Annotated in this window: 24 protein-coding genes and 1 tRNA gene; 12 read left to right on the forward strand and 13 right to left on the reverse strand. The window is 71.1% G+C overall.

Translation table 11 applies throughout. The features are described 5' to 3' along the window. Nucleotides 1–89: 89 nt before the first annotated feature. The 4 genes from ACH4U8_RS39425 to ACH4U8_RS39440 all read right to left on the reverse strand — a co-directional run bounded on the left by ACH4U8_RS39425 (nt 90) and on the right by ACH4U8_RS39440 (nt 4,086). Complete coding sequence (locus ACH4U8_RS39425) at nt 90–671, reverse strand: DUF4383 domain-containing protein (protein ID WP_360318179.1); 582 nt, start codon at nt 669–671, stop codon at nt 90–92. A 161-nt stretch (nt 672–832) separates the two neighbouring features. Next, a complete protein-coding gene (locus ACH4U8_RS39430; RefSeq protein ID WP_395782923.1) occupies nt 833–2,029 on the reverse strand; it encodes a cytochrome P450 in 1,197 nt (398 codons plus the stop codon). 139 nt (nt 2,030–2,168) lie between these two features. Continuing rightward, entirely contained in the window at nt 2,169–2,657 is a 489-nt protein-coding gene (locus ACH4U8_RS39435; RefSeq protein WP_395782924.1) for a Rieske (2Fe-2S) protein, read from the reverse strand. Beyond that, nucleotides 2,587–4,086, reverse strand: a complete 1,500-nt coding sequence (locus tag ACH4U8_RS39440; RefSeq protein ID WP_395782926.1) for an ATP-binding protein — start codon at nt 4,084–4,086, stop codon at nt 2,587–2,589. The genes ACH4U8_RS39435 and ACH4U8_RS39440 overlap by 71 nt, the downstream gene beginning before the upstream one ends. 516 nt (nt 4,087–4,602) lie before the next feature. Here ACH4U8_RS39440 and ACH4U8_RS39445 point away from each other — a divergent pair. Continuing rightward, nucleotides 4,603–5,514, forward strand: coding sequence for a trypsin-like serine peptidase (locus tag ACH4U8_RS39445; protein WP_395782928.1), 912 nt, complete (start codon nt 4,603–4,605; stop codon nt 5,512–5,514). A gap of 62 nt (nt 5,515–5,576) precedes the next feature. Here ACH4U8_RS39445 and ACH4U8_RS39450 read toward each other — a convergent pair. Both ACH4U8_RS39450 and ACH4U8_RS39455 read right to left on the reverse strand, forming a co-directional pair. Then, a tRNA-Arg gene (locus ACH4U8_RS39450) sits at nt 5,577–5,649 on the reverse strand. Nucleotides 5,650–5,721: 72 nt separating this feature from the next. After that, on the reverse strand, nt 5,722–6,051 hold the full coding sequence (locus tag ACH4U8_RS39455; RefSeq protein WP_360318165.1) for a cupin domain-containing protein: 330 nt from the start codon (nt 6,049–6,051) through the stop codon (nt 5,722–5,724). Between the two features lie 207 nt (nt 6,052–6,258). Between ACH4U8_RS39455 and ACH4U8_RS39460 the strand changes: the two genes are divergently transcribed. From ACH4U8_RS39460 to ACH4U8_RS39475, 4 genes are all read left to right on the forward strand, one after another. After that, nucleotides 6,259–7,011, forward strand: coding sequence for a GNAT family N-acetyltransferase (locus ACH4U8_RS39460; RefSeq protein WP_360318163.1), 753 nt, complete (start codon nt 6,259–6,261; stop codon nt 7,009–7,011). Between the two features lie 54 nt (nt 7,012–7,065). Beyond that, nucleotides 7,066–8,595 carry an MFS transporter gene (locus tag ACH4U8_RS39465; RefSeq protein ID WP_395782930.1) on the forward strand — a complete coding sequence of 510 codons (1,530 nt, stop codon included), beginning with the start codon at nt 7,066–7,068 and terminating at the stop codon, nt 8,593–8,595. 252 nt (nt 8,596–8,847) lie between these two features. Continuing rightward, the gene (locus ACH4U8_RS39470; protein ID WP_360318157.1) at nt 8,848–9,825 is read left to right on the forward strand and encodes a sigma-70 family RNA polymerase sigma factor; all 978 of its coding nucleotides are present in this window, start codon (nt 8,848–8,850) and stop codon (nt 9,823–9,825) included. A 35-nt stretch (nt 9,826–9,860) separates the two neighbouring features. After that, entirely contained in the window at nt 9,861–10,052 is a 192-nt protein-coding gene (locus ACH4U8_RS39475; RefSeq protein WP_360318153.1) for a hypothetical protein, read from the forward strand. 138 nt (nt 10,053–10,190) lie between these two features. On the opposite strand, the gene mscL is transcribed toward ACH4U8_RS39475, so the two are convergent. The 6 genes from mscL to ACH4U8_RS39505 all read right to left on the reverse strand — a co-directional run bounded on the left by mscL (nt 10,191) and on the right by ACH4U8_RS39505 (nt 16,126). Continuing rightward, nucleotides 10,191–10,664: a large conductance mechanosensitive channel protein MscL gene (gene mscL, locus ACH4U8_RS39480; protein ID WP_360325221.1), complete on the reverse strand. Its 474-nt coding sequence runs from the start codon at nt 10,662–10,664 to the stop codon at nt 10,191–10,193. Nucleotides 10,665–10,790: 126 nt separating this feature from the next. Next, nucleotides 10,791–11,501: an SAF domain-containing protein gene (locus tag ACH4U8_RS39485; protein ID WP_395782932.1), complete on the reverse strand. Its 711-nt coding sequence runs from the start codon at nt 11,499–11,501 to the stop codon at nt 10,791–10,793. 337 nt (nt 11,502–11,838) lie between these two features. After that, the gene (locus ACH4U8_RS39490; protein WP_395782934.1) at nt 11,839–12,678 is read right to left on the reverse strand and encodes an S-methyl-5'-thioadenosine phosphorylase; all 840 of its coding nucleotides are present in this window, start codon (nt 12,676–12,678) and stop codon (nt 11,839–11,841) included. A gap of 3 nt (nt 12,679–12,681) precedes the next feature. Beyond that, nucleotides 12,682–13,041, reverse strand: coding sequence for an FmdB family zinc ribbon protein (locus ACH4U8_RS39495; RefSeq protein WP_395782936.1), 360 nt, complete (start codon nt 13,039–13,041; stop codon nt 12,682–12,684). 46 nt (nt 13,042–13,087) lie between these two features. Further along, nucleotides 13,088–14,485, reverse strand: a complete 1,398-nt coding sequence (locus ACH4U8_RS39500) for an MFS transporter (RefSeq protein ID WP_395782938.1) — start codon at nt 14,483–14,485, stop codon at nt 13,088–13,090. Between the two features lie 138 nt (nt 14,486–14,623). Continuing rightward, nucleotides 14,624–16,126, reverse strand: a complete 1,503-nt coding sequence (locus tag ACH4U8_RS39505; RefSeq protein ID WP_395782940.1) for a potassium/proton antiporter — start codon at nt 16,124–16,126, stop codon at nt 14,624–14,626. Between the two features lie 297 nt (nt 16,127–16,423). On the opposite strand from ACH4U8_RS39505, the gene ACH4U8_RS39510 reads away from it, so the two are divergent. After that, a complete protein-coding gene (locus ACH4U8_RS39510) occupies nt 16,424–19,612 on the forward strand; it encodes a penicillin acylase family protein (protein ID WP_395782942.1) in 3,189 nt (1,062 codons plus the stop codon). Nucleotides 19,613–19,630: 18 nt separating this feature from the next. On the opposite strand, the gene ACH4U8_RS39515 is transcribed toward ACH4U8_RS39510, so the two are convergent. Next, on the reverse strand, nt 19,631–20,218 hold the full coding sequence (locus ACH4U8_RS39515; protein ID WP_360324423.1) for a 5-formyltetrahydrofolate cyclo-ligase: 588 nt from the start codon (nt 20,216–20,218) through the stop codon (nt 19,631–19,633). A 91-nt stretch (nt 20,219–20,309) separates the two neighbouring features. Between ACH4U8_RS39515 and ACH4U8_RS39520 the strand changes: the two genes are divergently transcribed. The 6 genes from ACH4U8_RS39520 (at nt 20,310) to ACH4U8_RS39545 (ending at nt 25,221) form a co-directional block, all read left to right on the forward strand. Further along, on the forward strand, nt 20,310–21,053 hold the full coding sequence (locus ACH4U8_RS39520; protein ID WP_395782944.1) for a GGDEF domain-containing protein: 744 nt from the start codon (nt 20,310–20,312) through the stop codon (nt 21,051–21,053). Between the two features lie 9 nt (nt 21,054–21,062). Continuing rightward, the gene (locus tag ACH4U8_RS39525) at nt 21,063–21,989 is read left to right on the forward strand and encodes a UTP--glucose-1-phosphate uridylyltransferase (protein ID WP_360324427.1); all 927 of its coding nucleotides are present in this window, start codon (nt 21,063–21,065) and stop codon (nt 21,987–21,989) included. Then, nucleotides 21,986–23,206: a gephyrin-like molybdotransferase Glp gene (glp, locus tag ACH4U8_RS39530; protein ID WP_395782946.1), complete on the forward strand. Its 1,221-nt coding sequence runs from the start codon at nt 21,986–21,988 to the stop codon at nt 23,204–23,206. The genes ACH4U8_RS39525 and glp overlap by 4 nt, the downstream gene beginning before the upstream one ends. A gap of 250 nt (nt 23,207–23,456) precedes the next feature. Beyond that, entirely contained in the window at nt 23,457–23,924 is a 468-nt protein-coding gene (gene moaC, locus ACH4U8_RS39535; RefSeq protein WP_360324441.1) for a cyclic pyranopterin monophosphate synthase MoaC, read from the forward strand. Nucleotides 23,925–23,932: 8 nt separating this feature from the next. Further along, the gene (locus tag ACH4U8_RS39540; protein ID WP_360324431.1) at nt 23,933–24,607 is read left to right on the forward strand and encodes a MogA/MoaB family molybdenum cofactor biosynthesis protein; all 675 of its coding nucleotides are present in this window, start codon (nt 23,933–23,935) and stop codon (nt 24,605–24,607) included. After that, a complete protein-coding gene (locus ACH4U8_RS39545; protein WP_360324433.1) occupies nt 24,592–25,221 on the forward strand; it encodes a GNAT family protein in 630 nt (209 codons plus the stop codon). The genes ACH4U8_RS39540 and ACH4U8_RS39545 overlap by 16 nt, the downstream gene beginning before the upstream one ends. Nucleotides 25,222–25,423: the final 202 nt, after the last annotated feature.

Raw genomic sequence — 25,423 nt, forward strand, 5'->3', positions numbered from 1 at the left:
CGCGGATCGGCGCCGGATCGGCTCGATGGAGCCGATCCGGCGCCGACGCACATGCGGTCCGCTGCCCACCCGCCGGACCCGCCGCGGTCCTACCGGTGACCACCCGCGACGCCGGGTCGGGTCGGGCCGCCGCCGAGCGCCGATGCCCCGTCGCGGGAGAGCACCGAGGCCCGATTGCGGAAGGCGTCCTCGCGCGCCGCCTGCGCCGGGTGGCGCGAGCGCCAGTACGGGTTGTCGTGCGGCAGATGGCCGCTCACCCTCCCGTACAAACCGAACGTCATCACCAGCAGGCCGACCACGAAGCTGAAGATCACGTTCGGCATCTCGAAGGACAGATAGTTGATGTCCGGGGTGCCGATCAGGCCCAGGTTGACGAAACCGCTGATCACGAACAGCGCGCCCACCACGATGTTCACGGTCGAGGCGGTGTTGCCGCCGATGATCGCGCCGATGATCAGGATCGCGCCGACCACGACCGAGATCAGGCTCAGCGCGCCGTTGGTGGACATCCCGGCGACCTGGCGCCCGGTGGTGGAGAAGAAACCGACGTTGTTCGTGAAGCCCAGGACACCGAACGTGATCAGCACGAGCCCCATGAACCCGCCGCCGTACCGGTAGACCTGTCCGAGCCGGTGATCGACCGGCAATCCTTCGTCCAACAAGCCCGTCATGGTCGCCTCCCAACACTTAATTTTGTGGTGAAAACTCCCCTCTATCCCTTTTCCCGGAAATACTCGTTCAACGCCGCACGCGACTTGTTCAACGCCGCGCGCCTCGTTCGACGTCGCACGCGACTCGTTCGACGCCCCAAGCGGACGGGCGGGCGGGCGACTCAGCCGATCAGCTCCACGTGCGCCTCGCGGATCCCGTACACGAACGCGTTCGGCATCTGGACCACCGTGCTGTCCGGGACCGCCCGCAGCTCGCGCACCCGGGCGAGCAATTCCTCGAAGAAGACCCGGATCTCCAGCCGGGCCAACGGCGCACCCAGGCAGAAGTGCGTGCCGAAACCGAAGGTGATGTGGTCGTTGGGCGTGCGCGTCACGTCGAACCGCTCGGGCTCGGCGAACACCGCCGGATCGCGGTTGGCCGAGCCGTACATCAGCACCACCTGGTGTCCGTCCGGGATCACCGTGTCACCGATGCGCTGGTCCCCGACCGCGACCCGACACATGTTGTGGATCGGCGTGCTGTACCTGATGAACTCCTCCGTCGCGACCGCGAGGTCGGCGCCCGCGCGCAGCAGTTCCCACTGCTCCGGGTGTTCGAGCAGATACAGGAAGGTGCGCGCGATCACCGTGCGGGTGGTCTCCGCGCCGCCGTCGAGCAGCAGCAGGCAGTCGCTCGCCACGTCGGCCGGCCCCACCGGCTCGCCGTCGATGTGGGCCGTGGTCCACACCGACATCACGTCGTCGGCCGGACACGCCTTCTTCGCCTCGTACAGCCCCAGCGCCGACCGGATGAACTCGCCCGCCGCGGCCCGGCCGTCCTCGCTCAGGTAGCGCGGGCCGCCGCCGAGCGCGATGGTGCGCTCGGACCAGTCGCGCAGTCGCGGCCAGTCCTCGTCCGGGAAGCCGAGCAGGCGGCCGATCATCTTCGCGGGCAACACCGAGGCGAGGTCGCCGACCACCTCCACGGTGCCCTTGGCCACGGCGGCGTCCAGGATCTCCACGCACGTCGCGCGCACGTGCTCCTCCCACTCGCGCACGCCGCGCGGGGTGAACCACTTGCTGACCAGCCTGCGCCGCTTGTTGTGCAGCGGGTTGTCCAGGCCGATGATCGCCGGGTCGGCGGGCAGGTTCGGGCGGTAACCACCCTTGTTCCGGTCGGAGTTGACGAAGTGGTCGCTGCGCGCCTCGACATCCTTGACGTCCGCGTACCGAAAGACGCCCCACAGCTCGTTGCCCGCGTCCCAGGCGACCGGTTCGTGCTCGCGGAACCACGCGTAGTCCGGATAGGGGCCGTTCGCGTACCAGTCGCCGTCGAGCAGATCCAGGCTCGGCCGCGGGGTCGGCGGTGTCGTCGTCATGGGTGGGGTCCTCCGCATCGCGTCCTGGCCCGGGACGGGCTCGGGTACGCAATCACGAAGCGGGAGCGGAAACCATAGCCGCGCGGGCGGTCCACCACCCGCGCGGCGCGGACCGGCCCACCGGGCTCGGCGCCCCGACCTACGCGGGCTTGAGGACGACCTGGCCGTTGGTGACCGTGATCTGCTTCGCGGCGAGCGGGCGCGGGGCCGGGCCGCCGAGCACCGCACCCGTGCTCGCGTCGAAACTGCTGCCGTGGCACGGGCAGTTGATCTTGCCCGCCGCCACGCTGCCGACCAGGCACTGCTGGTGGGTGCACACCGCGGTGAACGCCTTGAAGTCGCCGGCGGTGGGCTGGGTGACCACGACCTTGGCGTCGTCGTAGATCTTGCCGCCGCCGACCGGCACGTCGCCGACCGGACCGAGCGTCTTGTCGCCGCCGGAGCCGTCGGAGGACTTGTCCTTCGAGTCGCCGTCGTCGCTGCCGCAGGCCACCAGGGTCGCTCCGGCGGCGGCCACGACGGCGCCGCAGACCAGGACCCGCCGGGTCGGCTCGGCCCTACCGGTCCGGGCGATCGTGGTCGTCGGTGGGGTGCCGGTCGGCTCGGTGTTCGGGTCGGTCGTTCGCATCGGGTGCCTCCGTCGTCGTCCCCGACGCCGGCCGGTCACGCGGCGCCGATGCAACGGAAACGTACGCGAGCGGCTCGTGGTTCGACGGATCCGTGAAGCGAACGGGTTCAACGAGTGCGGAGTTCGCCACGACCGGTTCGGCGGGCCCGATCGGCTCGGCGATTTCGGCCGGATCCACCGGGTGGCCGGGCACCGCGTTCGGGTCCGGGCCGGCGCCGCCCGACTTGGGTCCGTCGGGTTCGTCGACGTGGCCCGGCAGGGTGAAGGCGATTCGGGCGCCCTCGGTGTGGTCGGTGTCCACGGCGATCCGGCCGCCGTGCTGTTCGACGATCCGCTTGGCCATCGCGAGCCCGATGCCGCTGCCGGTGTAGGTCTCGCGCGGGTGCAGGCGTTGGAAGGCCGCGAACACCCGTTCCGCCGCCTCGGTGGGGATGCCGATCCCGTTGTCGGTCACGGTGATCCGCCACCCGGCGGCGGCGGGCTCGGCGTCGACGCGCACCCGCGGCTGCTCGTACGGGCGCTGGAACTTCACCGCGTTGCCGAGCAGATGCCGGATCAGTGTGGCCAGCAGCCCGGGATCGGCCTCGACCACCGGCAGTCGCCCGTGTTCCAGCTCGGCGCCGGTGTCCTCCACCTGGTCCGCCATGTCCAGCCAGGTCTGCCGCACCAGTTCGCCCAGGTCGACCTCGGCGTTCTCCGCACGTGAGCGGCCCACCTCGGTGAGGGTGACCATCTCGTCGATCAGCATCTGCAGCCGGCGGGCGTTGTCGATGGTGAAGTCGATGTACTGCCGGCCGCGTCGATCCAGCACGTCCTCGTAGCGCTCCTGGAGCATCCGGCCGAACGAGACGATCCGCCGCAGCGGGTCCTGCATGTCGTGCGTCGCGGCGTACGCGAAGCGATCCAGGTCGGCCTGGGCGAGCCGGGCCCGCCGCGCGTGTTCCTCGACCCGGCCGCGCAGCTCGGCCAGTTCGCGGACCAGCTCGCGCGACCGCGCGCGCTCGCCGTCCAGCGTCCGGTCCCGTTCGGCGAGCAGTTCGGTCAGCCGGGCGACCCGCGCGCGGTCGCGGTGCGCCCGGTCCTCGCTGTCCCTGGCCCGGTCGCGCAGGGCCGCCATGACGTCGGCGATCCGGTCGAACTCGCGACTGTCGTAGCGCCCGGCCGGCGGCTCCCGGGTCGGATCGGCCAACCGGGCGAGCGGTTGCTCGACCGTACGCCGCAAGGCGCTCTCGATCAGCACCGTCGACCCGACCACGAGCAGCAGATCGATGCCCAGCACCAGGAGCAGGCCGCGCGAGCGCGCGTCGCCGTCCAGGGTCAGGCCCACCACCAGCGCGGCGACGGTGGCGATCATGACCGCCACGCAGGGCACCCAGATCAGCCGCAGCCGAGCACGCACCGTCCACCACGAGTCCTCGGACCCAGCCATCGGTACCCCCGCCTCTCCGGCCGCCCTCGTGGAACAAGGAAAGTGTGGCAGCGCCGGGCCCGGGGCACGAGGGCATGATCCGGCCGCCCGGATGCGGGCGGGCCGGTCCGGACGCGCCTTCGAAAAGGGTGCACGGACCATGGAAGTTTCTTAAGGCAGTCATAAATCACCCATACCGGGGTGCCGATGTCGCCGGCCCTCGGGATACGGTCGCAGGGTCGCCAGGCGCGTTTGGAGAGACGGCGCCGGGCCGGCACACGAAGAAAAGCGGGGGATTCCTGCGACCGTCGCCCACCTCCCACCCGTTGGGGCGACGGTCGGAGGAACACTTCGTCACGACCCGGTGACCGTGCGGGCAATCGGTCTGATTCCTCCCCACCGGGGTATCCACCCAGCCGGTAGCGTCCACAACCGAGGCCGTAACCCGCTGAGATTGGTGGTCGAGTGTCCCGACTGGCTGCGGATGCCCGGGCGAACCCGCGCAGGCGTCGACCGGCGATCGGTATCGCCCTTTGTGTGCTCGCGGTGCTGGTGGCGGTCGCCTTGGCCTCGGGCGGGCGGATCTCCGGCCATCCGCGAGCGCGCGGCACCGGCGACACCTCCCGCGGCTACCACCTCCCGGACCCCGCGGAGGGCGACCGGACCGCGGCGAACCTGCTGGGCGCGGCGCCCACCGATGCGCCCTCGGCGCCCGCGCCCCCGGTGCCCACCGAGTCCTCGACCGAGGTCGAGCCGCTGCCGGCGTCCGAACCGCTCCAGGCGAGCACGATCGCGGCGACTCCGGCGATCGGCGCGCTGTTGCGTGGGGGCGACGGGGAGGACCCGGAGCACTTCTGCACCGCGACCGTGGTGCAGTCGCCGAATCGGAACCTGGTGGTCACCGCCGCGCACTGCGTGTACGGCGACGCCTTCACGACCGACATCGCCTTCGCGCCCGGCTATCACGACGGCGTGATGCCGTACGGCGTGTGGGTCCCGTCCCGGATCGACGTGGACCCGCGCTGGGTCACCGACGGGGACCCGGCCTACGACGTCGCCTTCCTTCAGGTCCGCCGCCCGGGCTCGGACGAGCGGATCGAGACCGTCACGGGCGCCGAACGACTCGCCTTCGGCTCCTCGCCTTCGCGGCCGGCGCGGCTGGTCGGCTACCCGGACGACGAGGACGAGCCGATCGGCTGCCAGAACACCACCGCGGCCTACTCCGACACCCAACTGCGCTTCGACTGCGCGGGCTTCCCGGCGGGCACCAGCGGCGGCCCGATGATCACGGACATCGACCCCGCGAACGACCGCGGCACGGTGATCGGCGTGATCGGCGGCTACGAGCAGGGCGGCGACGACCTCACCTCGTACAGCAGCTACTTCGGCCCCGACATCGCCGCCCTGTACGACCGAGCCGGCACCGCCGAGGTGAGCCCCACGACCTGAGGCGACCCCACAAACACCGAAACCCCGGCCGAAGCCGGGGTTTCCCACCCGTACGGGCACGGTGCCCCCAGCAGGATTTGAACCTGCGACACCCGCTTTAGGAGAGCGGTGCTCTATCCCCTGAGCTATGGAGGCTTCGGGGCCGTGTGGTCCCGCAGGACAGGGTAGCGGAACGGTTGCCGGGGTGGCCGGCGGCTTTGTGGCCGGTCAGGGTTTGCCGACGGTGAGGATGACGGCGGAGTCCTCGAGGGCCTCCAGGGTGTGCGGCTCGGTGGGGATGACCAGGAGGTCGCCGGAGCTGCCCTCGACCGACTCGTCGTCGGCGGTCAGTCGCACCCGGCCGGTCAGCACGATCAGCGACGCCTCGCCGGGGCTGGTGTGTTCGGCCAGCGAGTTGCCGGTGGTCAGGGCGATCAGGGTCTGCCGCAGGTGTTGGCGGGAGCCGCCGAGCATGGTGACCGAGCTGCGGCCGGACGAGGTGCTGCGGGCCGACGCGAGTTGCTCCTTGGTGGCCGTCCGGAGCGAGATTTTGTCCATGTATGCCAGTTTCGCGGGCGATCACTCTCCGCGCATGTTCTGGATGCGCCCGGGCGTGCGCGGTTCGGCGGGTCGGGCGATGCTGGGCGGATGGGCGTGGCCTGTGCCGAGACGCCCACGATGGCCGCCGCGGGCGCTGCCCGGCGGTCGGGATCGAGGCCGCTGAGAGGGGATAACCACTTGCTCGGGCATCGAAGAATGAAGCTCATGACCACAGACGAAAGTGTTCGTACGCGGGGGACCGTGTTCGATCGGGACGGGGCACTGGTCGCCGACTACCGGCTGGGCAATCGTTCGGGGCGCCCGGCCGCGCTCGACCTGCGCCTGCACCGGCTTCCGGCCGAACTCGCCGCGCCCGCCATCCTGACCGCGCTGCCCGGGTGGGTGGTGTCGGCCCGCGCGGACACCGGCGCGGTGCTGGTCGCCGCGGGCGGCCGGTTGATGCGCCATCTGCATCAGTACTTCCGCGATCTGGGTCCGGATCTCGGGGACGCCACATGGGCCGAGCCCGGGATCGAGGTGCGCGCGGCGGCGTCCGTGCCGTCCTCGGAGTTGTACGACACCTGGATCGCCGCCTATCCGCCGGAGCACCCGGACGGCGGTGACGACGCGAGCCCGGAGAACCTGGCGGGTCTGTTCGACGGCCGCGCGCTCGGGCCGTTGTTCGGGTTCAGCACGGTCGCGTTCGACGAGGGGCGGGTGGTCGGCGCGGTGCTGGTCAACGACGCCGAACTGCTCGGTCCGTGGATCACCGAGGTCTTTCGCGACCCGGATCCCAAGTACGCGGGGCTCGGCGGCCGGTTGTTGCGACACACGCTCGGCCTGGCGCTGCTCGACGGGCTGCCCTCGATCGGGCTCGCGGTCACCGAGGGCAATCCGGCCCGGGCGGTGTACGAGCGGCTCGGATTCCGGCCGGGCGAGTCGTTCATGACGATCGTGCTGCCGGGAGGGGAGCGGTAGACAGTCCTTCGATGACGTGAGACATTTGTGTCTCACAAGGATTGAGGATGTCTCATGGCCGGCTCCACCGCCCTCCGCCCCGCGCCCGACCCGTTGCGCTGGGCCGTGCTCGCGATCCTGTCGGGGAGCCTGCTGATCATCTCGATGGACGCGACCATCCTGAACGTCGCGTTCCCGTCCCTGGTCGCCGATCTGCGGCCCGGCTCGGTCGAGCAGTTGTGGATCATCGACTCGTACGCGCTCGCGTTGTCCGGCCTGTTGGTCACCGCGGGCGCGCTCGGGGACCGCTGGGGGCGCAAGCGGCTGCTGCTCGTCGGCTTCGCGATCTTCGCGCTGGCCTCGCTGCTGGCCGTGGCGGCAACCGCCGCCTGGCACGTGATCGCGGCCCGGGTGCTGCTCGGCGTGGGCGGTGCGGCGATCATGCCGTCCACGCTGACCATCCTGCGCCAGGTGTTCACCGACGCCCGCGAGCGGGCCTTCGCCTACGCCGTGTGGTCGGCGGTCTTCGGCGGCGGCATGGCGCTGGGGCCGGTGGTCGGCGGGCTGCTCGTGCAGTCGCACGGTTGGCAGTCGGCGTTCCTGTTGAACGTGCCGATCGCGGTCGCGGTGATCGGGTTCGGCCTGTGGTTGTTGCCCGAGTCGCGTTCGCCGCGCTCCGGCGCGTGGGACTGGCCCGGTGTCGGCCTGTCGATCGTCGGCATGGGCACCCTCGCGGGCGGCGTCAAGCAACTCGGCAAGGGTGGCGTCGGCGATCCGGTCGCGTGGGTCCTGCTCGTGGTGGCCGCGCTCACGCTGACCGTGTTCGTCCGTCGCCAGTTGCGGCTGGCCAATCCGCTGCTCCAGGTCCGGCTGTTCACCGATCGGGCGTTCAGCATGGCCGCGACCGCGATCTTCCTGGGCATGCTCGGGCTGGGTGCGGCGCTGTTCCTGCTCAGCCAGTGGTTCCAGTACGTGCAGGGCTACAGCCCGGTCTCCGCCGGTCTGCACCTGCTGCCCGCGCCGATCGCGCTGATCCTGGCGTCGATGTTCGTGCCCTCGCTGATGCACCGCTTCCCACCTCGGAACGTGCTCGCGATCGGCCTGGCGCTGATGGCGCTGGGGCTCGCGCTGCCGTGGATCGGGCAGCACTTCCGGGACGTGGACTATGCGCTGGTGGGCACCTCGCTCGCGGTGGTCGGGCTGGGTGTGGGCACCTTGGCCACGGTCGCGTCGGTGGTGCTGATGTCCTCGGCGCCCGCCGCCGATTCCGGTGGCGCGGCGGCGATCGACGAGACCGCGTACGAACTCGGCGCCGCGCTCGGCGTCGCGATCCTGGGCAGCATGGCGTCCGCGCTCTACCGGGCCGACCTGCCCGACCTCGACCTCGACTCGGCCGACGCGGCGGCGGTGCGCGAGTCGATCGGGGACGCGTCCGTGGTCGCGGATCGACTCGGCGCGAGCGCTCTCCTGGGCCGGGCCGGCGACGCCTTCACGGCCGCGATGACGCCGACCTTCCTGGTCGGTGGCGTGGTCGCGCTGGTCGCCGCCGTACTGGCCTGGCGGCTGATCCCGCGCGACCTGGAGCCCGCGCCGGACGCGCACTGACGGCCGGCCGAAAGCGGTCCCTCCCGGGGGTGTGCGGGGGCGTCGGGTCCGGAAGATCGGAACATCCGGGCCTCGTCGACCGTTGAGCGGGACGTAGGCACACCGAATGTGCATGCGGGGCCCGACGCCGGGCAGGCGCTCTCAAGGGCCGCTATCGGCCAACCTTTCAACAGTACATCTTCGGACGGAATATCACAGGCTTCTCGTTCGTTCGAAATATTGACGAATGCGAATGAAAGTGAGGGCTAGAGCATGCCGACTACACGTGGTGTGGCCCGACAGGGCGCCGAGCGAGTGGCGGCTTCCCGCACGCGGAAGGCTGCCGACGTCGAGCGCGACACGGTCGGTGTGTACCTGGACGAGATCAGCCGCACGAAGCTGCTCGACGCGGAGCGCGAGGTCGAAATGTCCAAGGACATCGAAGCCGGGCTGTACGCACGCAGGCTGATCGACGACGACGCGGTGCCCGAGGGCGTCGACCGGGCCGAGTTGGAGCGGCTGATCGAGCGCGGCGCGGCGGCCAAGGAGTTGTTCATCCAGGCCAACCTGCGGCTGGTGGTCTCCGTCGCCCGACGCTACCCGCGTAGCGGGATGCCGTTCCTGGACCTGGTTCAGGAGGGCAACGTGGGCCTGGTCCGCGCGGTCGAGAAGTTCGACTACGCGAAGGGCTTCAAGTTCTCCACCTACGCGACCTGGTGGATTCGGCAGGCGATCACCCGGGCGATGGCGGATCAGGCGCGCACCGTGCGACTGCCCGTGCACCTGGTCGAGGAGCTGAGCAAGATCCGCCGGGTGCAGCGGGAGTTCGCCCGTGACCACGGGCGCGATCCCGAGATGACGGAGATCGCCGAGGCGGTGGGCTCCACGCCCGAGCGCGTCGTGGACGTGATCGGCTGGGCGCGCGACCCGATCAGCCTGGACACCCCGGTGGGTGACGACGGCGAGACCGAGTTGGGCGAACTGGTCCAGGAGACCGATCCGTTGACGCCGGAGGACATCACCCTGGCGACGCTGCGGCGCGAGCAGATAGCGAGCCTGGTGGGTCGGCTGGACGGCCGCACGGCCACGATCCTGCGGGCGCGCTACGGCATGGCGGACGGCAAGGAGCACACGCTGACCGAGGTCGGCAAGCAACTCGGGCTCACCCGTGAGCGGATCCGCCAGATCGAGAAGCAGGCCCTGGTCGAGCTGCGCGAGTTGGCCACCGCCCAGGGGCTCGAAGCCGCGTGAGCGGGTTGCCGCCGGAGCGCCGGCACACTGATGCGATGGCCGAGGCGGATGTGCGTGCGACGAGTGGACCGGGCGAACCGAGGCGGCGGGACCGGTTCGGTTGGGACGACCTGCTTCCCGAGGTGAGTTCGGACGAGACCGATGCGGGTTGGGGCGACGAACGCCCGGCCTCGGACCCGGCGGACCTGCGCCGGTTCCTGGACGACAAGCCGCCGCATCACCTCTGAGTCCGGAACGGGCCCGGGGGCAACCGGTGCGAAACGAGACGGCGGGGCCGCGTCATCCTTCGAAGGATGACGCGGCCCCGCCGTCTCGCGTGCGTCCCGCAGGAGTGCGACCGGTCCTGCTCGGGTGTTGCCGATCGATCAGGTGTCGGAGCGGGAGGAGCCCGACCCGGTGACACCGTGGCCGGGGTCCGCCTCCGGGTTGAGCCGCTGGGAGAGCAGATCGCGGATCTCGACGAGGAGTTCGGCCTCGCTGAGCTCCTTCTCGCCGGCGTGGCCCAGGGCCCGCTTACGCTTTTCCATCATGTGGTTGAGCGGTAGCACGAGCAGGAAGTACACGACCGCCGCGGTGATCAGGAAGGTCAGTCCGGCGCCGAGGACCGAGCCCCACAGCAGTTGCACGCCGGTCGCCTCGCCGTTCGCGTCGACGCCGCACGGGCCCTTGATGCAGGACGTGTACCCGTCCAGGTTCTTGGTGCCGAGGGCACCCACCACGGGGTTGATCATCCCCTTCACGAACGCGTTCACGACCGCGGTGAACGCGGCGCCGATGACCACGGCCACGGCCAGGTCCACGACGTTTCCGCGCATGAGGAACTTCTTGAAGCCGCCCACTGCTTGATTCCCATCGATCTTGATCGGTCGAAGCCTCGTCGGGGCGATCCGGCCGATGATCAAGGCCGAAGACCGTAAAAATCGCGGAATACCCCATGAAGCCGGACAACTCGCACGAGTCTGCTGTCATTCGCGATTCGTCGCAACAGGGCCGCCCACGAACCTGTGGATGGTATAGGTCAGCACCGAACCCCCCGCCACGCCCGCGAGTTCGGCGGCGACCGTGCGGGGCACTTCGAGGATCAGCAGGGCCCCGGCGGAGGAGCCGGTCGCGGTCGGTCGGGCCATCACGATCGCGGCGGGGACGATCAGCCGGGCCGGACCGGGATGCTCGGGCGCGGGTGCGGCCAGCACGTCGATCCGGTCGCCGGGGCGCAGTACGGCCACCGCGTCGGCGTCCGCGAAGCGCGCGGGCAGGACCACGGTGCCCGGGTCGTGCGGGCCGCCGGGGTGGGCCACCCGGACGTCGGTCACCGGCTCGCCCCGGCGCAGCGGACCGGTCAGTGCGACCCCGGTGGCCTGCCCGACCGCGTGCAGAACTCCGGCCGGGTGCAAGGCAGTCGGCAAGGCGACCAGGGCCAGATCGGCGGGCCCGGGGGTGCTGCCCGCGGGCAGATCACGCGCGGCCACCAGGACCGCTCCGGTCGGCGCCGGGGTCGGGCGGACCGCCACGATCACCGCGAGCACCGCGACGGCGGCCGACAGCGCGGCCAGGCCGCGTCGATGCCGAGCCAGCACGCGGCGCCACGGCGGCCGGGCGCGCGGGGCCGGCGCGGACCGGAACGGCGGGCCGAACGACGGACCGGGCGGGGCTCCGAACGATCCCGAAGGGGACATCGCACCTCCAGCGGGCAGCGGGTGGGTGCGGCCCGACCCTCGCCGGAACCGGGGCAGGAAACGAGGGTCGAGCCGCGTTCCCACCGTGCCGCGCGGCGTCCCGGGCCGGCCGAGGTGCCTCGATGCCTGTGCACAACTCCGCCCCTGGGGATCATGAATTCACCCAAGTGAGTGACGCCCGGCCCCTGTGGGTGACGCCCCGCCCGGCAAGCACCCCCGCTCGGCGAACACCCCCGCCCACCCCGAGCGCCCACCCACGACAAAGGCCGCCTCCCGAACCCGGGAAGCGGCCTTCGCCACGAATACGGCCTTCACGACGAACGAAGGCCGGACGACGCTAGGCCGGTCGCTCGACCTCCGCCGTGCCACACGCACACGAGCGCGTCTTCGGCAGCGCCGCGACCACGTCGAACAGCAGCGTGCGCAGCCGGTCGACGTTGGCCGCGAAGACCTCCATCACCTCGGCGTGGGTGACCCCCTCGCCCGCCTCGACGCCCGCGTCCAGGTCGGTGACCAGGGCGATGGCGGTGCAGCAGAGCCCGAGTTCGCGGGCGAGCACGGCCTCGGGGTGGCCGGTCATGCCGATGATCGACCAGCCCTGGCCCGCGTACCACTTGGACTCGGCGCGGGTGGAGAAGCGCGGCCCGTCGATCACCACGAGGGTGCCGCCGTCCACCGGCTCCCAGCCCGAGGTGCGCGCCCGGGCGGCGACCACCGCGCGGCCGTCCGCGCAGTACGGGTCGGCGAACGTGGTGTGCACGACCGGCGGCAGCGTTCCGTCGGCGAGCGGCAGCCCGTCGAAGAAGGTCTGGGTCCGGCCCGTGGTGCGGTCGATCAACTGGTCCGGGACCACGAGCGTGCCCGGACCGAGTTCGATCTGCAGGCCGCCGGTCGCGCACGGCGCGAGCACCTGGATCACCCCGACGGCGCGCAGCGCCCACAGGTTGGCGCGGTAGTTGATCCGGTGCGGCGGAATCGAGTGGTCGCGGCCGTGCCGGGGCAGGAAGGCGACCCGACGGCCGGCCACCTCGCCCAGGAACAGGGCGTCACTGGGCGCGCCGTACGGCGTGTCCACGCGTACCTCGACGACGTCGTCCAGGAACGCGTAGAACCCGGAGCCGCCGATCACGCCGATCTCGGCCGGAGCCACTCCCGCCGGCAGCACGCCGGTCGCCATCGCTCAGGCCGCCGTCGACGTCGTACCGGACGAACCGGACGACGAGGAGGAGGACGACGAGGACGAGGAACCCGACGAGGACGAACCCGACGAGGACGACGAACCCGAGGACGAGGAGCCGTCCGAGGACGACGAAGACGAGGAAGAGCCGGTCGACGCCGCCGCCGGGGTCGAGGACGTGCTCGAACCTCGGCTGTCGGTGCGGTAGAAGCCGGAGCCCTTGAACACCACGCCCACCGCCGAGAAGACCTTGCGCAGCCTGCCCTGGCAGGCGGGGCACTCGGTCAGCGCGTCGTCCGTGAACTTCTGGACGGCCTCAAGGCCCTCGCCACAGGCGGTGCACTGGTACTGGTACGTCGGCACGGTCTGGTCCTCCTTCGACAGACAGGTCAGCGGGGTACTGGCACTCTCACCTGTCGAGTGCCAATGGTGCAGCATTCACCGGAGATCCGTCCACCACGGTCGCGGTCAACGGTGTAATGGGTGTCACATTCACGCTCGGTCGCAGCAGTCGCTGCCCGGTCAGCACCACCAGGAAGCCGATGCCGGCCGCCGCCAGGGTGAGCGCGAATCCGGCGCCCGAGCCGTGCGCGTCGGTGAGCATTCCGGAGAAGGTCGAACCGAGTGCGAGGCCCAGGCCGATCGCGCCGGTCAGCCACGTGAACGCCTCGGTCTTGGCCTCGGCCGGGACCAGTGTGTCGACGAGGGTGAAGCCGGTGATGAGCGTCGGTGCGATCGCCAGTCCGCACAGCAACGCGACGGGCACCATGATTCCCACGCTGGGGATGGCCCACAGCGGTGCGGTGCCCAGGGCCAGCAGCGCGAACGTCACGAGCATGCGACGGTGCGCCGACCGCCGCCAGGCGATCGCGCCGTAGACCGCACCGGCGATCAGGCTGCCACCCGCGAAGACCGCGTACAGCGCGCCCGCCAGGCCGGGCCTGCCGGCCTCCTCGGCGAACGCGGTGACCGATACCTGCACCGTCCCGAAAACGCCGCCGATGCACACGAACGCCACCACCAGCAGCCGGACGCCGCCGATCCGCAGCGCGGACGCCCGCGGGGCGTCGCCGACCGCCCGGACCACCCGGCGCGGCGCGGTGCCGCGTTGCAGTGCGAACAACAGCGAGCCGACCACGGTCAGCGCGGCCTCGACGATCAGCCCGGCGGCCGGGTGCACCCCGGTGGCCAGGAAGGTGGCCGCCACCGGGCCCACCACGAAGGTGAACTCGTCGGTCACCGACTCGAACGCGAACGCGGTCGGCAACAGCGGCGACCGCTCCAGGTGCGCGGCCCAGCGGGCCCGCACCATGGAGCCGATCTGCGGCACCGTCGCGCCGGAGAGCACCGCGGTGGTGAACAACAACCACAGCGGCGCGTTGGCGAGCGCCGCCACGATCAGCGCGGACACCGCCGCGCCGTGCAGCAGTGCCCCGGGGACCACCACGGCCGCCTGGCCGAAGCGGTCGGCGAGCCGACCGGTCTGCGGGCCGACGAAGGCGAGCGCGACGGCCGCGGCGGCGGAGACCGCGCCGGCCGTGCCGTACGAACCGGTCGTGTGTTTGACCAACAGCACGATGCCCAGGCCGAGCATCGCGTAGGGCAGCCGCGCGACGAGCGCGGGTGCCAGAAATCGCCACGCGGACGGGGTCCGCAACAGCGAGGAGTACGTGGAGATCATGCGCACCGCTCCCCGCGAACGGGTGCGGCGTTCCGATGCGTGGGCATCGTGGATATCGCTTCCTGCCACCTGGTGACGCACAAGGGAAACCCCGGTGCGCCGAGAGCTGTCCTCGAAAGCGTCCACCGGGGTAGATACCGAAGCCGTGCTTCGGCCGCCGTGCGGTCACGACGCCAGCCCTGCGTCAGGCAGAGTCGGTGTGTGGAGGGAATCGGCGATCGGGGCGCTCGTGAGCGCCCCGACGGCAATCCACCGAATTATACCTCACGTGTCACCTTTGACTCCGAACCAACCGGCCAGCTTGCCGCCCCGGCTGACCGCGCGCAGACGATCCTCGGCGTCGTCACGCACGGTGTCGGTGGCCACCACGAGCAGGTCGTCGCCGCGTTGGAGCACGGTGGTCGGCTCGGGTACGAAGCTCTCGTCGTCGCGCACGATCAGGGTGACCGCGGCCCCGCGCGGCAGCCGCAGCTCGCCGACCTCGACGCCGTGCATGCGCGAGCCCGTCGGCACGCTGACCGACAGCAGGTGACCCTGCAACTTCTCCAGGGGCGCGGACTCCACGCCCAGGTCGGTGGGCTCGTGCTCGCCCGCGAAGCCGGCCTTGCGCGCTATCCACGGCAGTGTCGGCCCCTGGACCAGGGTGAAGACCACCACCAGTACGAAGGTGATGTTGAACAGCCGCTGGGCGTCCGGGACGTCCTTGACGATGGGGATGGTCGCGAGCACGATCGGCACCGCGCCACGCAGCCCCGCCCAGGACAGGATCAGTTGTTCGCGCCACGGTATGCGGAACGGTGTCGTGGTCATCAGCACCGACAACGGCCGGGCGACCAGCAACAGGATGGTGCCGATCACCAGTGCCGGGACGATCGCGCCGGCCAACTCGTGCGGGGTGACCAGCAGTCCCAGCAGGACGAACAGACCGATCTGCGCGATCCAGCCGAGCCCCTCGGCGAAGCCGCGGGTGGCCGGGCCGTGCGGGAGTTGCGAGTTGCCCAGCACGAGCGCGGTCAGGTAGACCGCGAGGAAGCCACTGCCGTGGGCCAGCGCACCGCCGGAGTAGGCGAGTACGCACAGTGCCATCACCGCGATCGGGTACAGGCCGGACGCCGGCAGCGCGACGTGACGCAGGCCGAGCGCGCCGAGCTTGCCCACCGCGAGGCCGACGGCCACACCGATGACCAACTCCATGCCGATCTCGCCGACGATGACGTACCACGCCTCGATGTGACCCACGTGGGCGAAGGTGACCACCAGGATCACCACGGGAGCGTCGTTGAACCCGGACTCGGCCTCCAGCAGGCCGGTCAGTCGATGCGGCAGCGGCAACTTGCGCAGAACCGAGAACACCGCGGCGGCGTCCGTGGAGGAGACGATCGCGCCCATCAGGATCGCGGTCGACCAGTCCACGTCCAGCACGATCCGGGTCGCGAACGCGGTGACCGCGACGCTCACTCCGACTCCCGCGGTGGACAACACCGCGGCCGCCGGCACCGACGGCTTGATCTCCTTCCAACTGGTCGCTATCCCGCCCTCGGCGAGGATTACTATCAGCGCGGCGTAGCCGAGCGTCTGGGTCAGCTCGGCGTTGTCGAAACCTATGCCGAGGCCGTCGGCCCCGATCAGGATCCCGAGTCCCAGGTAGAGCAACAGGCTCGGCAGTCCGGTTCTGGTCGCCAGGCGTACCGCTATGACGGCGGACAACATGACGATGGCACCCAGGAGCAGGACCTGGTTGAGCTCGGACACGGACACGTGTGTCACCTCCGGCGGTCGTCGGTCCGGCCACCCCCCAGGCGGCCGCACGGAGTGCAGAACATGAAGGCAGGCGACGACGGGCAGAGCCGGCGACGCCGCGATGCGCAGGCAACCAGCGGGCCGTGGGAAGGGGGGCCCTGCCGCGCCGGCGAACCGGCGATGAATTACCTACGCCTGGCAAATATTTTACCAAAGCGAAGGATCCATACCCCAGAGGGGTCCCGTCTCGTACCCGTGGCTGTGATGCCGACGACGCTCGGCTTTTAAGGTGTCTCTTGCCGCACCGACCGCATAAGGACCTTGATGCCTCCCTCGAAGACGCCCGACCCGGAGCAGCCCCCCGGTGGCCAGGACGCCTCATCCTCCGGGTGGGACGACTGGCCCACGGGCGAGTGGCCCACATCGCAGTGGGCCGCGGCGGATCCGGTCGCGGCCCAGCGGCGCGCGGAAGAGCGCGCGGAGCGCGAGCGCCGGGCCGCGCCCGAGCCGTACGGCGAACCCGAGCCGTACGCGCCGCAAGAGCCGTATGCCGCGCAAGGACCGTACGCACCACAGGAGTCCTACACCGCCCAGGAGCCCTACACACCCCCCGAGCCGTACGCGGAGCCGCCCGCTCCCGTCGCCATCCCCGCGCCCGCCGCACCGCCCGCGGCCCGCGCCGCCGAGCCGCCGCGGGTCGAACGCGATCCCGCACCCGCGGCCGTACCCGCACCCGCCCCCGCACCCGCCGCGGAGCCCGCCGCCGCGGCCGAGCCGACCGTGCCCGGCGCCACCGCCAAGGTCAAGGAACGACCCACGACCCCCAAGGGGCCGTCCAAGGCGTGGCGCCGTTTCCGGTTGACGCTGATCGTCCTGGTCGTGGTGTTGGCCATCGCGATCGGCGGACTCGGCTGGTGGGGCTGGCAGTTGTCGCGCGACTCGTTCCCGCAGACCTCCGGCACGGTCCGGGTCCCGGGGCTGACCGGCAAGGTGGACGTGGTCCGCGACGCCGCGGGCATCCCGCAGGTGTACGCCGACACGTCCGAGGACCTCTTCCGGGGGCAGGGCTACGTACACGCCCAGGACCGGTTCTGGGAGATGGACGTACGCCGGCACATGACCTCGGGTCGGCTGTCCGAGATGTTCGGCTCCGGGCAGGTGGAGAACGACAAGTTCCTGCGCACGCTGGGCTGGCGCAAGGTGGCCGAGCAGGAGTACGCGGCGCTGCCGCCGGAGTCGCAGAAGTTCCTTCAGGCGTACGCCGAGGGGGTCAACGCCTACCTCAAGGACCACAAGGGCGCCGACGCGTCGTTCGAGTACGCGCTGCTGGGCGTCGTGCACGACGGCTACAAGGCCGAGCCGTGGACGCCGGTCGACTCGGTCGCCTGGCTCAAGGCGATGGCCTGGGACCTGCGGACCAACATGCAGGACGAGATCGACCGGGCGTTGTTGTCCGACAAGTTGACGGTCAACCAGATCGACGAGCTCTACCCGCCGTATCCGTACGAGGCGAACAAGCCGATCGTGCGCGACGGAGCGATCGTCAAGGACGCCCGGGACGGCAAGACCGAGCGTTTCGTCCAGGACGCGCCGCCCGCGGTGCCCTCCAAGAGTGCGCAGAACGTGCTCGCCGGGCTGTCCGAGTCGCTGGCCAAGCTGCCCTCGCTGTTCAGCGAGAAGTCCTCCGGCGTCGGCTCCAACTCGTGGGTGGTGGCGGGCAGTCGCACCAGCACCGGCAAGCCGCTGCTGGCCAACGACCCGCACCTGTCCCCGTCGTTGCCCTCGGTCTGGTACCAGATGGGCCTGCACTGCCGCACGGTCGGGCCGCAGTGCCAGTACAACGTCTCCGGCTTCACCTTCTCCGGCATGCCGGGCGTGGTCATCGGCCACAACCAGAAGATCTCGTGGGGCTTCACCAACCTCGGCGCCGACGTGACCGATCTCTACCTGGAGAAGGTCCAGGGCGACGGCGTTCTCTACAACAACAAGTACGAGCCGTTCACCGAGGTCCGCCAGGAGACGATCAAGGTGGCCGGCGGCGGCGATCGCCACCTCACCGTGCGCACCACCCGGCACGGACCGATCCTGTCCGATGTCTCGGACGTGTCCGACGAGTTGCAGGACGTCGGCAAGGACGCGCCGATCCCGGACCCGAGCCCCCAGCGCGAGGAGGGCTTCGCGGTCGCGCTGCGCTGGACCGCGCTGGATCCGGGCACCTCGATGGACGCGCTCTTCCAACTGAACAAGGCGCAGAACTGGAACGACTTCCGGGCCGCGCTGAAGAACTTCGACGCGCCGTCGCAGAACGCGATCTACGCGGACGTCGAGGGGCACATCGGCTACCAGGCGCCCGGCAAGATCCCGGTGCGTCGTACCGGTGACGGCCGCTGGCCGGTGTACGGGTGGGACGCCAAGTACGACTGGGCGGGCACCATCCCGTTCGACTCGCTGCCGAACGTGTACGACCCGCCGGAGGGCTACATCGTCACCGCCAACAACGCGGTCACCTCGCCGGCGTACCCGTACCTGCTGACCTCGGACTGGGGCTACGGCGCCCGCAGTCGGCGGATCGAGGAGATGATCGTCAAGGCGCCGGGCAAGATCGACGCGGCGATGATGCAGAAGATGCAGGCCGACGACCTCAATCCGGTCGCGCAGTTCCTGGTGCCCTACCTGCTCGCGGTCCGCATCGACGATCCGTGGGTGCGCGAGGCGCAGGACCTGCTTCGCAATTGGGACATGCGCAACGAGGCGGACTCCAAGTCGGCCGCGTACTTCAACGCGGTGTGGCGCCAGGTGCTGATGCTCGCCTTCGGCGACAAGATGCCGTTCTCGGTCCGGGCCGACAACGACTGCGCGAGCAACCCGACGAACAACCACGTGCAGTGCGGCGATCGGGACGACTCGACCGCGCAGCCCGACGGTGGCGACCGGTGGAACGAGGTGGCCCGCACGCTGCTGGCCGCCCCGGAGAGCCCGTGGTGGAACATCTCCAAGAACCCGGGTTCGATCACCACCCGCGACGGTCTGCTGCACAAGGCGATGACCGAGGCCAAGAAGGACCTCACCGCCCGGCTCGGCAAGGACATCGACACCTGGTCGTGGGGTCGGCTGCACACGCTGACGCTGCGCAACCAGACGCTGGGCACCGAGGGGCCGGGCGTGGTCAAGTACATGCTCAACCGCGGCCCGTACCAAATGGGCGGCGGCGAGGGCCTGGTCGACGCGACCGGGTGGAACGTCGCGCAGGGCTACGAGGTGACCACCGTGCCGTCGATGCGGATGGTGGTGGACCTGTCCGATCCGGACGCGTCCCGCTGGATCAACCTCACCGGCGCGTCCGGACACGTCTGGCACGACAACTACACCGACCAGACCGACCTGTGGCGCCAGGGCAAGACGCTGCCCTGGGCGTACACCCCTGCGGCGGTGGACAAGGCGGCCAAACACCGGCTGACCCTGGAGCCCGGCGGCCCGGCCGTACCGGCCGCACCCGCCCCGGCCGGCCCGTGACGGCGGCCCGCGGCGGTGCTACCGGGTGAACCGGTACACCGCCGCGGGCGTCACCGCGATGTCCACCGGCACGTCGTGCGGCTCGGCCGGCACCCGGTCGAGCACCTCGTCGTCGTAGAGCAGCACCACCGTCACGGCCGAGGCCGGCACCCGGGCCAGCGCCCGGTCGTAGGACCCGCCGCCGCGCCCGAGCCGCAGCCCCCGGCGATCCACCGCGAGCCCCGGCACCACGAGCACGTCCGCCGTCCGCACCCCCTCGACGCCCAGCCTGGGCCCGATCGGCTCGCGCAGTCCCCGGCCGGCCGGCACCAGCGAGGCGGGCCCCTGGTAGAGCGCCCAGTCCAGGTCGTTGTCCGACAACAGCACCGGCAGCAGCACCCGCCGCGTCGACCCGGCGGCGAGGTCCTCGGCCAGATCCCGCCCGCCCGGCTCCGAGCCCACCGGCACATACGCCGCCACGGTCGTGGCGGCGGCCACCTCGGGGAGCGCGAGGAGCGCGTCCCGGAGCGCGCGACTCGCCGCGACACGCCGGTCCGACCCTACGTGTGACCGTGAGTGCATCAACTGTGACCTCAGCGTGGCCTTGTCGTTGAGGATGTCCTTCATGCTGTTCCCTGAATGACGTGTTTGGACGGGTTATCGAAGGAGTCCGCGCAATCGACACAGTTCGCGCCACCGCACCTGACCCGGACCCCGCATGGGCCTGACTTTCGAACGTCTCCTGATCATCCTGCTCGTCGGCGCGCTCTCGGTCGCGGTCGGCTCGCTGGCGGTCGCCGTGCGCCGGTTGCGCGCGATCGCCGGCAACGAGCTGCCCGAACTGCGCCACGAGGTCACCCGGCTGGAACTCAGCCGCGCCGAACTGGAGCGGCTGTCGGTGACCGATCCGCTGACCGGCGTGTGGAACTACCGCTACCTGCAACTCGTGCTGGACCGCGAGGTGATGCGCGCGTCCCGGTTCGGCCGGCCGCTCGGGTTGCTCATACTCGACCTCGACCATTTTCGCGACGTCAACGAGCGGCACGGCCACCAGGGCGCGAGCGCGGTGTTGCGCGAGGTCGCCCAGCGGCTGGCGCTGGAGATCCGCCAGGTGGACACGATCGCCCGCTACGGCGGTGAGGAGTTCGTGATCCTGCTGCCCGAGACCGACGCGGCCGGGGCGGCCAAGGTCGCCGAACGGCTGTGCTACGCGGTGCGGCGCGGCACGTTCGGCGCGACGGCCGACCCGGTGCGGTTGACGATGGCGATCGGCCTGGCCGTGCTGCCCGGGGACGGCACCCACGCCACGACCCTGTTGCGGGCCGCGGACCGCGAACTGGCCCGGGCCAAACGGGCGGGTGGCGACCGATTCTGCGGCCCGGATCCGGCCGAAGGCAGACCCCACGTCGACAACCGGCCGATCGCCGGGCTTCCGGGCACCCCAGGTGATCTCACCCGTTAGTGTGCGAGCATGCCTGCGCGCCGCTCGTTCCACATCACGAAGGCCGTCGTACCCGCAGCCGGTCTGGGGACCCGCTTCCTGCCGGCCACCAAGGCGACGCCCAAGGAGATGTTGCCGGTCGTGGACACGCCGGCCATCCAGTACGTGGTCGAGGAGGCCGTGGCGGCCGGGTTGACCGACGTGCTGATGGTCACCGGGCGCAACAAACGCCCGCTGGAGGACCACTTCGACCGTGCCTACGAGCTCGAACACGCGCTGGCCGCCAAGGGCGACCTGGATCGGCTCAAGCTGGTCCGCGAGTCGAGCGAACTGGCCGCGATCCACTACGTCCGCCAGGGCGACCCGCGCGGCCTGGGCCACGCGGTCTCCTGCGCCCGCCCGCACGTGGGCGACGAGCCGTTCGCGGTGCTGCTCGGCGACGACCTGATCGACCCGCGCGATCCGCTGCTGAGCACGATGTTGCGGGTGCGCCGCGAACTCGGCGGCAGCGTGGTCGCCTTGATCGAGGTCGACCCGACCCAGATTCACCTCTACGGTTGCGCGGCGGTCGAACCGCTCGCCGAAGGCGTCTCCGAGCCCGGCGTGGTGCGGGTGACCGACCTGGTGGAGAAGCCGGAACCGGGCCTGGCGCCCAGCAACTTCGCGGTGATCGGCCGCTACCTGCTCGACCCCTCGGTCTTCGACGTGCTCGAACACACCCCGCCGGGTCGAGGCGGCGAGATCCAGCTCACCGACGCCCTGCGAGTGCTCGCGGGCCGGGGGCCGGACGAGGGCGGCACGGTGCACGGCGTGCTCTTCTCCGGCCGCCGGTACGACACCGGCGACCGGGCCGACTATCTGCGTGCCATCGTGAAGCTGGCATGCGAGCGTGATGATCTGGGACCCGAGTTCCGGGCCTGGCTGAGGCAGTACGTGAACGAGGAGATGCAAGCATGAAAAGCGTCGAGGACCACCTGACCGGGATCCTCGGGCGGATCGCACCGCTGGCCCCCCTCGAACTGCAACTGCTCGACGCGCACGGCAGCCTCCTGGTCGACGAGGTGGCCGCCACCGGCGACCTGCCGCCGTTCGACAACTCGTCGATGGACGGATACGCGGTGCGGCTCGCCGACGTCGCCGACGCGGGCGAGCGTTATCCGGTGGTGCTCGACGTGGTGGACGACATCGCCGCGGGCAACGACCCCAAGATCGCCATCGGTTCCGGCACCTGTGCCCGGATCATGACCGGCGCGCCGCTGCCGGAGGGCGCCGAGGCGATCGTGCCGGTCGAGTGGACCGACGCGGGCATGCCCACGGTACGGATCACCAGGGCGCCGAAGGCCGGCCAGTACATCCGCCGCCGGGGCAGCGACGTCACCGCCGGCCAGACCGTCCTGGACGGGGGCAGCACGATCGGCTCGGCGCAGGTCGGCCTGCTCGCCGCGATCGGCCGCGAGCGCATCCGGGTGCGTCCCAAGCCGCGCGTGGTGATCCTGTCCACCGGCAGCGAGCTGACCCAGCCGGGCCGGCCGATCGGCCCCGGCCAGATCCGCGACTCGAACAGCTACATGCTCACCGCCGCCGCACGCGAGGCGGGCGCCATCGCGTACCGGGTCGGCAACGTGCCGGACGACCCGAAGATCCTGATCGACACGATCGAGGACCAGCTCATCCGGGCCGACGTGGTGGTCACCACGGGCGGGGTGAGCGCGGGCGCCTACGACGTGGTCAAGGAGGTGCTCTCCGAACTGGGCACGGTCGAGTTCGGCAAGGTCGCGATGCAGCCGGGGATGCCGCAGGGCTTCGGCGTGATCGGCCCGGACGAGACGCCGATCTTCACCCTTCCCGGCAATCCGGTCAGCGCGTTCGTGTCCTTCGAGGTGTTCGTGCGTCCGGCGCTGTTGCGGATGCAGGGCGCCGAGGTCACCGAGCGGCCGGTCGTGCGGGCCACCTGTTCGGCGGCGCTGAAGTCCCCCGAGGGCAAGCGCCAGTTCCTGCGGGCTTGGTACACCCCGCCGGTGGCGGGGGTGGGCGAGGGCACCGTGGACCCGGTCGGCGGCACCGGCTCCCACCTGCTCGGCAGCCTGGCCAAGGCGAACGCGTTGATCACCCTGCCCGCCGACGTCACCGAGGTCGCCGAGGGCGCCGAGGTGTCCGTGATGCTGCTCGGCTGAGCGCCGCGAGCCTCGTCCGGGCGGGCCCGTGCATGCGGGCCGCCCGGTTGTGCCTCTAACGTTGCCCCAGCACGACACGTGGTGGTCCGACACACCCGGCGGTTCGATACACCCGACAGTCCGATACACCCGCAGTTCGATCACAAGGCACTTCGACGCCCACCCGCACGGGGGGCTCACCGTATGGGGTGGAAAGTTGACGCGCGGCGCCAAGAACCTCACGCACCTCGACGAGGCCGGCGCGGCCCGCATGGTGGACGTCACGGCCAAGCAGATCTCGGTCCGCACGGGCACCGCCTCGGGCCGGGTGCTCGTGTCGCCCCGCGTGGTCGAACTGCTCCGGGGCGAGGGCATGCCCAAGGGTGACGCACTGGCCACCGCCCGGATCGCGGGCATCATGGCGGCCAAGCGCACGCCCGACCTGGTGCCGCTGTGTCACCCGATCGCGCTGCACGGCGTCGCGGTGGACCTGACCGTGCACGACGACGCGGTGGCGATCACCGCGACCGTGCGCACCGCCGACCGAACCGGCGTCGAGATGGAGGCGCTGACCGCGGTCTCCGTCGCGGCGCTCACGGTCGTGGACATGATCAAGGCAGTGGACCCGGGCGCGGTCATCACCGACGTCCGGGTCGAGCGCAAGACGGGCGGCGCCTCCGGAGACTGGCAACGGGACACCGGGGCAGAGGCCACACAACGGGACGGAGGGCAAGTCTGATGCGAGCCATGGTGATCACCGTGTCCACGCGCGCGGCGGCCGGGACCTACGGGGACGAGAGCGGTCCGGTGATCGTGCGCGGGCTGCAGGCGCTGGGCTTCGAGACGCGGGGCCCGCAGATCGTGCCGGACGGCGAGCCCGTCGGCCAGGCGCTGCGGGACGCGGTGGCCGGCCACTACGACGTGATCATCACCACCGGGGGGACCGGGCTCAACCCGTTCGACCAGACTCCGCAGATGACCAGCCGGGTGATCAGCTACGAGGTGCCGGGCATCGCCGAGGCGATCCGGATGGAGAACTTCGACAAGGTGCCGACCTCGATCCTGTCGCGCGGCATCGCCGGCGTCGCGATCACCCAGGACTCGCACTGGACCTACCGCAGCCTGATCGTCAACCTGCCCGGCTCGCCCGGCGGCGCACAGGACGGCATCAACGTGCTGGCCAAGGTGTTGCCGCACGTGGTGTCCCAGCTCCAAGGCGGCGACCACCAGCAGGGCGGCGGGTTCGGCGGCGGCGGTGGTGGCGGCTTCGGCGGCGGTGGGCAGCAGCCCGCGCCCGGAGGCGGCGGCTACCAGGGCGGCTTCGGTGGCGGGGGTGGCTACCAGGGCGGCGGCGCGGGCGGTGGGTTCCAGGGCGGCGGGGGCTACGGAGGGGCGCAGCAGCCGCCATGGGGCACGCGCTGACTCGCGGGTGGCCGGTGGAACTCACCGAGGGCCGGGTCACCCTGCGCCCGATCCGCGCCCGGGACGCCGTCGCCTGGCAGGAGGTGCACACCCGCAATCGCGAGTGGCTGCGCCGCTGGGAGGCGACCGTGCCGCCGGGCTCCGCGGCGGGTCGGCGGCCGACGTTTCGCCAGATGGTGCGCTTCCTGCGGGCCGAGGCGGGCGCGGGCCGGATGTTGCCGTTCGTGGTCCTGTACGACGGGCAGTTGGTCGGTCAGGTCACGGTCGCCGGGATCACCTGGGGGTCGATGTGCTCGGCGCACGTCGGCTACTGGGTGGACGAACGGGTGGCCGGGCTGGGCGTGATGCCGACGGCGGTCGCGCTCGCGGCCGATCACTGCTTCTTCCGGCTCGGCGTGCACCGGCTGGAGGTGTGCATCCGACCGGAGAACCGGGCCAGCCGGCGGGTGGTGGACAAGCTGGGCTTTCGCGAGGAGGGTCTGCGCCCGCGCTATCTGCACATCGACGGCGACTGGCGCGACCATCTCGCCTACGCGTTGAACGCCGAGGAGGTCCCCGAGGGGCTGCTGATGCGGTGGCGCGCCTACCGGGAGAGCCGGGGTTTCACCTGGTAAGTGGAATCTCTTCGAGGTCGATCCCGCCATATCGACACATCGATCTTGCGATTTCGCTACTCTCCCGGAGATATGAGCGGTGTCACCTCGGCAGACCCCGGCGCCCCCGGGAGAACGGCTGCCCGAGGGGTCTCGGGAGCCACATCGGCTCCGGGCGTCCCGGGCGTCCCGGTTGTTTCCACCGGGTCGGGGGTCCTGGTTG

This window comes from Embleya sp. NPDC020886, assembly GCF_044333915.1.
In the GTDB taxonomy this organism is placed as follows: domain Bacteria; phylum Actinomycetota; class Actinomycetes; order Streptomycetales; family Streptomycetaceae; genus Embleya.

Bases quoted from the DNA above. Each gene is read 5' to 3' on its own strand.
- ACH4U8_RS39525 (WP_360324427.1), top strand. From the start codon at position 21,063: ATGCCTGCGCGCCGCTCGTTCCACATCACGAAGGCCGTCGTACCCGCA.
- ACH4U8_RS39515 (WP_360324423.1), bottom strand. From the start codon at position 20,218: ATGAAGGACATCCTCAACGACAAGGCCACGCTGAGGTCACAGTTGATG.
- ACH4U8_RS39470 (WP_360318157.1), top strand. From the start codon at position 8,848: ATGCCGACTACACGTGGTGTGGCCCGACAGGGCGCCGAGCGAGTGGCG.
- ACH4U8_RS39475 (WP_360318153.1), top strand. From the start codon at position 9,861: ATGGCCGAGGCGGATGTGCGTGCGACGAGTGGACCGGGCGAACCGAGG.
- ACH4U8_RS39545 (WP_360324433.1), top strand. From the start codon at position 24,592: ATGGGGCACGCGCTGACTCGCGGGTGGCCGGTGGAACTCACCGAGGGC.
- ACH4U8_RS39520 (WP_395782944.1), top strand. From the start codon at position 20,310: ATGGGCCTGACTTTCGAACGTCTCCTGATCATCCTGCTCGTCGGCGCG.
- ACH4U8_RS39425 (WP_360318179.1), bottom strand. From the start codon at position 671: ATGACGGGCTTGTTGGACGAAGGATTGCCGGTCGATCACCGGCTCGGA.
- ACH4U8_RS39485 (WP_395782932.1), bottom strand. From the start codon at position 11,501: ATGTCCCCTTCGGGATCGTTCGGAGCCCCGCCCGGTCCGTCGTTCGGC.
- ACH4U8_RS39510 (WP_395782942.1), top strand. From the start codon at position 16,424: ATGCCTCCCTCGAAGACGCCCGACCCGGAGCAGCCCCCCGGTGGCCAG.
- ACH4U8_RS39490 (WP_395782934.1), bottom strand. From the start codon at position 12,678: ATGGCGACCGGCGTGCTGCCGGCGGGAGTGGCTCCGGCCGAGATCGGC.
- ACH4U8_RS39465 (WP_395782930.1), top strand. From the start codon at position 7,066: ATGGCCGGCTCCACCGCCCTCCGCCCCGCGCCCGACCCGTTGCGCTGG.
- ACH4U8_RS39460 (WP_360318163.1), top strand. From the start codon at position 6,259: ATGACCACAGACGAAAGTGTTCGTACGCGGGGGACCGTGTTCGATCGG.
- ACH4U8_RS39455 (WP_360318165.1), bottom strand. From the start codon at position 6,051: ATGGACAAAATCTCGCTCCGGACGGCCACCAAGGAGCAACTCGCGTCG.
- ACH4U8_RS39440 (WP_395782926.1), bottom strand. From the start codon at position 4,086: ATGGCTGGGTCCGAGGACTCGTGGTGGACGGTGCGTGCTCGGCTGCGG.
- moaC (WP_360324441.1), top strand. From the start codon at position 23,457: ATGGTGGACGTCACGGCCAAGCAGATCTCGGTCCGCACGGGCACCGCC.
- ACH4U8_RS39435 (WP_395782924.1), bottom strand. From the start codon at position 2,657: ATGCGAACGACCGACCCGAACACCGAGCCGACCGGCACCCCACCGACG.
- ACH4U8_RS39430 (WP_395782923.1), bottom strand. From the start codon at position 2,029: ATGACGACGACACCGCCGACCCCGCGGCCGAGCCTGGATCTGCTCGAC.
- ACH4U8_RS39540 (WP_360324431.1), top strand. From the start codon at position 23,933: ATGGTGATCACCGTGTCCACGCGCGCGGCGGCCGGGACCTACGGGGAC.
- glp (WP_395782946.1), top strand. From the start codon at position 21,986: ATGAAAAGCGTCGAGGACCACCTGACCGGGATCCTCGGGCGGATCGCA.